Genomic DNA, 5,666 nt, shown 5'->3' on the forward strand with positions numbered 1-5,666 from the left:
CCCGGCGCGTCCGCGAGGGTGCGCAGCCGATCCAGGATCCCGTCGAGGTAGCGCGGGAACTGGGCGAGGCGCTCGGCGCCGGCGCCCGAGATGAAGCCGTTCGGCAGCAGGCCCGCGAGCTGCCCCCGGATGTCGCCCAGCGGGCCGAGCAGGGCGAGCGAGTTCTGACCCTTCATCCCGCGCTCCACCTCGCGCGCCTTCGTGAGGATCTTCGCGACGAGCGACACGAGCGCGAACAGCTCGTCCACGACGACCGCGGAGACGCCGTCCCGCACGCGCGCGAACTCCGCCTCGGTGCGCACGATCCCGACCGTCTCCGAGGCCGTCGAGGGGCCCGTCATCCGGTCGATCGCGGCCCGCGCGACGGCGGCGCGCGCATCCTCGATGAGAGCGGCGACGGTCGGGTACGGGGAGGCGGCGAGGGCGAGCTTCTCCGGGCTGGTCAGGTGCTGCTGCACGTAGGAGGCGGGGGAGGGGATCCCGAGGAGCACCAGCCGCAGCACCCCGTCGCGGGTCGCCGCGAGCGCCGCCTCGGCGGTCGCCTCGACCTGCAGCGCCACGGACTTGCCCTGATCCACGAGCGCGGGATAACCGCGCACCACGCCGCCGGCCACGCGGGTGTCCAGCACCTCCGGGAGCTCGCCGAGATCCCACGCCGTGATGCCGTCGCGCTGGGCGAGGGCCGGCGCGGGCGACGCCGCAGCAGCGACGGCCGCGGCACCGCGTCCGCGTCCGGCGCGGGCGGGTTCCGGGCCGCGCTCGATCGAGCGGGCGACGCTCGCGCGGGACCGGTCGGCGAGCTCGCTCTGCAGCACGGTCAGATCGCGCCCCGACCCGACCACGCGACCGCGCTCGTCGACCGCGCGGAAGTTCATCCGCAGGTGCGCCGACACGCGCTCCATGTCGAAGTCCGCGGCGGACATCGGCTGATTCGCGAGCGGCTGGATGAGCCGGGCGAGCGCTTCGCGCAGGCTCCGCGAGGGAAGGCCCTGGTGCGATTCAGGCCCCTCGGCGGCGAGCTCGGCGCCGAAGGTGTCCGCCCAGTCCGCGGCCGGGACCACATGCCGGCGGATCGCCTTCGGCAGTGCGCGCAGCAGCGCCGTCACGAGCTCGGCGCGCAGCCCGGGGACCTGCCAGTCGAAGCCGGTGTCCCGCACCTGCTGCAGCAGCGCGAGCGGGATGACCACGCTGACGCCGTCGTCCGCGGCTCCCGGCTCGAAGCGGTAGGCGAGGCCGAGCACCTGATCCGCCTGCGTCCACCGCGTGGGGAAGTCCTGCTGATCGGCCCGGTCGGCGTCGTCGAGGAGATCGCCCTCGCGCATCACGAGCAGCTTCGGCGTCTCGGTGAGCGCGTCGCGCCACCACGCCTCGAAGGAGCGCACGTCGAACACGTCGTTCGGGATCCGCTCGTCGTAGAACCGGAACACGGCCTCGTCGCCGACGAGGATGTCGCGGCGGCGCTCGCGCTCCTCGAGCTTCTCCAGGCGGCGGCGCAGCTCGGCGTTGCTGCGCCAGAACGCGGAGACGCGCTTGTCGATGCGGCTCGGATCCCACTCGCCCTCGACGAGCGCATGCCGCAGGAAGAGCTCGCGCGCGGCGGGCCGGTCGATGCGGGCGAACTGCACGCGCCGGCGCGCCACGATCTCCACGCCGAACAGCGTCACCTTCTCGAAGGCGACGGCGGCTCCGGACTCCTTGGACCAGTGCGGCTCGGAGATCTGCCGCTTGGCGAGGTCCCCCGCGAGCGCCTCCGCCCAGGCCGGGTCGATCGCCGCGGCCGTGCGTGCGAACGTGCGCGAGGTCTCCACGATCTCCGCCGCCATGACGGCCCGCGGCGCCTTCTTGCGCAGCGCGGAGCCGGGGAACAGCGAGAACCGGATCCCGCGGGCTCCGCGGTATTCGGCGATGCGGCGCTTCGGGTCCTTCTGCCCGCCCTTCGTCGACGGGCCCTTGGTCAGGTTGCGCTCGTCGAGGATCCCGATCTGGCTGAGGAGTCCCGCGAGCAGCGCCTTGTGCACGGCATCCGGATCGGCCGAGACGGGGTCGTTGAGCGAGGACCCCTTCTTGGGGACCAGCGTGCGCAGCTGCCGGTGCACGTCGAACCATTCGCGCACCCGCACGTAGTTCAGGTGCTCCGAGCGGCAGAGACGGCGGAACGCGCTGGATCCGAGCTCCTTCTGCTGCTCGCGCAGGTGGTTCCACAGGTTCAGGATCGACAGGAAGTCGCTGGTCGGATCCGCGAACCGCGCGTGCATCCGCTCCGCCTCGTCGCGCACGCCCTGAGGCGCGTCGGCCGACGGCCGCTCGCGCACGTCCTGGATCGACAGTCCCGCCACGATCGCGAGAACGGCTCCGATCACACCGCCTGAGCCGGTCGAGGGGCGGCTCGCCTCGACGAGCATGCGGGCGAAGCGCGGGTCGATCGGCATGCGGGCGATCTCGCGCCCGATCCGGGTGAGCCGCGGGGCCTCGGCGACGGTCCCCGCCGAAGGGCGGCCCGGCTGCACGGCGCCGAGCTCGACGAGCAGATCGATCGCGGACTTCACGTCGCGCGAGCCCGGGGGAGTGAGGAACGGGAACTCCGCGATGTCGCCGAAGCCGAGGCTCAGCATCTGCAGCACGACCGACGCGAGCGAGGTGCGCAGGATCTCGGGTTCGGTGTACTCCGGCCGCTTCTCGAAGTCGTCCTCGCCGTAGAGGCGGATCGCGATGCCCGCGCTCGTGCGTCCGGCGCGCCCGGAGCGCTGGTTCGCGGACGCCTGCGACACGGCCTCGATCGGCAGCTGCTGCACCTTCGAGCGGTTGCTGTAGCGGGAGATGCGCGCCGTGCCGGTGTCGATCACGTACTTGATCCCTGGCACGGTGAGGCTCGTCTCGGCGACGTTCGTGGCCAGGATCACCCGACGCCGCAGCCCCGCCACGGTCGACGGCTCGAACACCCGGTGCTGCTCGGCGGCCGAGAGGCGTCCGTACAGCGGCAGCACCTCGACCGGCGCCGTCTGGGAGCGGTAGGCGCCCCGGATCGCGTCGGCCGCGTCCCGGATCTCGGCCTCGCCCGGCAGGAACACGAGCACGTCGCCGCGCTCCTCGCGGTCGAGCTCGCGCAGCGCGGTCACGATCGCCGTGACCTCGTCCTCCGGCTCGGACTTCGCACCACGGGCGGGCTTCGCGGCGGTCTCCGCCTCCTCGTCGACGAGCGGCCGGTAGCGGATCTCGACGGGATAGGTCCGCCCCGACACCTCGATCACGGGGGCGGGCTCGCCGTCCGCGTCCGCGAAGTGCTTCGCGAAGCTGTGCGGGTCGATCGTCGCCGAGGTGATGACGACCTTGAGATCGGGGCGCTCGGGAAGGATCCGGTGCAGGTAGCCGAGGAGGAAGTCGACGTTGAGGGAGCGCTCGTGCGCCTCGTCGATGATGATGGCGTCGTAGCGGCGCAGCAGCCGGTCGCGGTGGATCTCGTTGAGCAGGATGCCGTCGGTCATGAGCGCGATCCGGGTCTCGTCCGAGACCTGGTCGGTGAAGCGCACCTTGTAGCCGACGAGCCCGCCGAGGGGCACCCGCAGCTCTTCCGCCACGCGCTCGGCGATCGTACGGGCCGCGAGGCGGCGCGGCTGGGTGTGCGCGATGCGCTCCCGGCCGAGCTCGAGCAGGATCTTCGGAAGCTGCGTGGTCTTGCCCGATCCGGTCGCGCCCGCGACGACGACGACCTGATGGTCGCGGATCGCCGCGGCGATCTCGTCGCGCGCGGCACTGACCGGGAGTTCCGGCGGATAGGAGATCACGGGCGCAGACATAGCCCTCCAGCCTATCGCGGGAGAGGCGCCTGTATCAGGGCTTCGTCCCGTCGCGACCTGCCGCGATACTGAGGGCATCATGAGCACACCCGTCATCCTCGACTGCGATCCCGGCCACGACGACGTCTTCGCGATCTGGCTCGCCGCCGCGAACCCCGCGATCGACCTGCGCGCCCTCACCACCGTGGGCGGCAACGGACTGCTGGAGTTCACCACGCGCAACGCCCGCATCGCGTGCACGGTCGCCGGTATCGAGGGCGTGCCGATCGCCGCGGGCGCGGCAGGACCGATCCACGGCCGGCTGCATCCCGCCGAGCAGATCCACGGCGCGAACGCGCTCGGCGGACCGGACCTGCCCGAGCCGACCGTCCCGGAGGATCCGCGTGACGCGCTGACGCTCATGCGCGCGGTGCTCGAGGCGTCGGAGGAGCCGGTCACGATCGTCGCGACCGGGCCGCTCACCAATGTCGGCCTGCTCGTGCGCGACCACGCCGACCTGCTGCCGCGCATCGCCCGCGTCGTCTGGATGGGCGGATCGACCGGACGCGGCAACGCGACCCCGTACGCGGAGTTCAACGCGTGGACCGACCCCGAGGCGATCGCCCTCGTGCTGGAGAGCGGCGTGGACTTCACGATGGTCGGGCTGAACATCTCGCACCAGGCGCTCATCACCCGAGAGGTGCGGGAGCGGATCCGCCGCATCGGCACCCGTACCGCCGCGTTCGGCGCGGAGCTGCTCGAGTTCTTCTGCGCCACCTACGAGATCGCCGAGCACATGCCGGACGGGCCGCTGCACGACCCGATCACGGTCGCGATGCTGATCGATCCGTCCGTGGCGACGACCGTGCGCGCCCGGCTCGACGTCGAGACGGAGGGCGTCTTCACGCGCGGAGCCACGAGCGTGGACCTGCTCGGCGTGCTCGACGCCGAACCCAACGCCACGATCGCGATGGACCTCGACGTCGACCGGTTCTGGGCGCTCATCGAAGAGGCGGTCGGCGCCCTCGCCTGAGAGCTGCCGACCGCCTCGCGCGGATCAGTGGGTCGCGCGGATCAGAAGTGGGTGCCGCCGTCGATGCGCACCTCGGTGCCGGTGATGAAGGCGCCGTCGGCGCTCGCGAGCATCGCGACCACGCCGGCCACGGACTCCGGGCCCGCGAAGCCCTGGCCGATGGCCGGGGCGAGCTTCATGAACAGGCTCATATCGGCGTCCTCGGGAAGGCCGGGGCCCCGGCTCTGCCCGCTCTGACCGGATCCGTCGGTCATCCCCGAGGAGATCGACCCGGGCTGCACGGCGGTGAAGCGGATGCCCTGCTTGGCGTACTCCGCCGCCAGCGCGTGGGTCATCGACTGCACGCCGCCCTTGCTCGCCGCGTAGGCGGCCATGTACGGGTGCGCGAACATCGCGGAGGTGGAGCTGAAGTTCACGACGGCCGCGTCGCTGCCCTCGAGCAGTGCGGGGATCGCCTCGCGGATCATCAGGAACGTGCCGACGAGGTTCACCTGGATGACCTGCTGGAACTGCTCGAGCGTGGTCTGGGCGGTGTGCGAGGAGCGCAGGATGCCCGCGGCGTTCACGAGCACGTCCAGGCCGCCGAGCGCCTCGACAGCGGCTGCGACGCCCGCCTTCACGGAGGCCTCGTCGCCGATGTTGACCTCGATCGCGGTCAGGCGATCGGCGGCGTCCCCCGCCTTCGCGACGGTGTCCGCGAGACCGGCGGCGCTCACGTCGGCAGCCACCACGCGCCCGCCCTCGGCGAGCATGCGCAGCACGGTGGCCTGACCGATGCCGGATCCGCCTCCGGTGACCAGAGCGCGGCGACCCTCATAGCGGTTCATGTCGAATCCTTCTTTCTGGGAAGTCTTGTCGTG

The 5,666-nt window shown here is 72.1% G+C and carries 3 protein-coding genes; 1 reads left to right on the forward strand and 2 read right to left on the reverse strand.

The features are described 5' to 3' along the window. Positions 1-3,794 (reverse strand): ATP-dependent RNA helicase HrpA (gene hrpA, locus B7X32_RS17615; protein WP_292722589.1); only part of this gene is annotated, 3,794 nt, incomplete at its 3' end. A gap of 79 nt (positions 3,795-3,873) precedes the next feature. Between hrpA and B7X32_RS17620 the strand changes: the two genes are divergently transcribed. Next, complete coding sequence (locus tag B7X32_RS17620; RefSeq protein WP_292722592.1) at positions 3,874-4,806, forward strand: nucleoside hydrolase; 933 nt, start codon at positions 3,874-3,876, stop codon at positions 4,804-4,806. Positions 4,807-4,847: 41 nt separating this feature from the next. Here B7X32_RS17620 and B7X32_RS17625 read toward each other — a convergent pair. Next, positions 4,848-5,666: SDR family oxidoreductase (locus tag B7X32_RS17625; RefSeq protein ID WP_292722595.1), on the reverse strand; the 819-nt coding region annotated here is incomplete at its 5' end.

The sequence above is a fragment of the Microbacterium sp. 13-71-7 genome (assembly GCF_002257455.1).
Classification (GTDB): domain Bacteria; phylum Actinomycetota; class Actinomycetes; order Actinomycetales; family Microbacteriaceae; genus Microbacterium.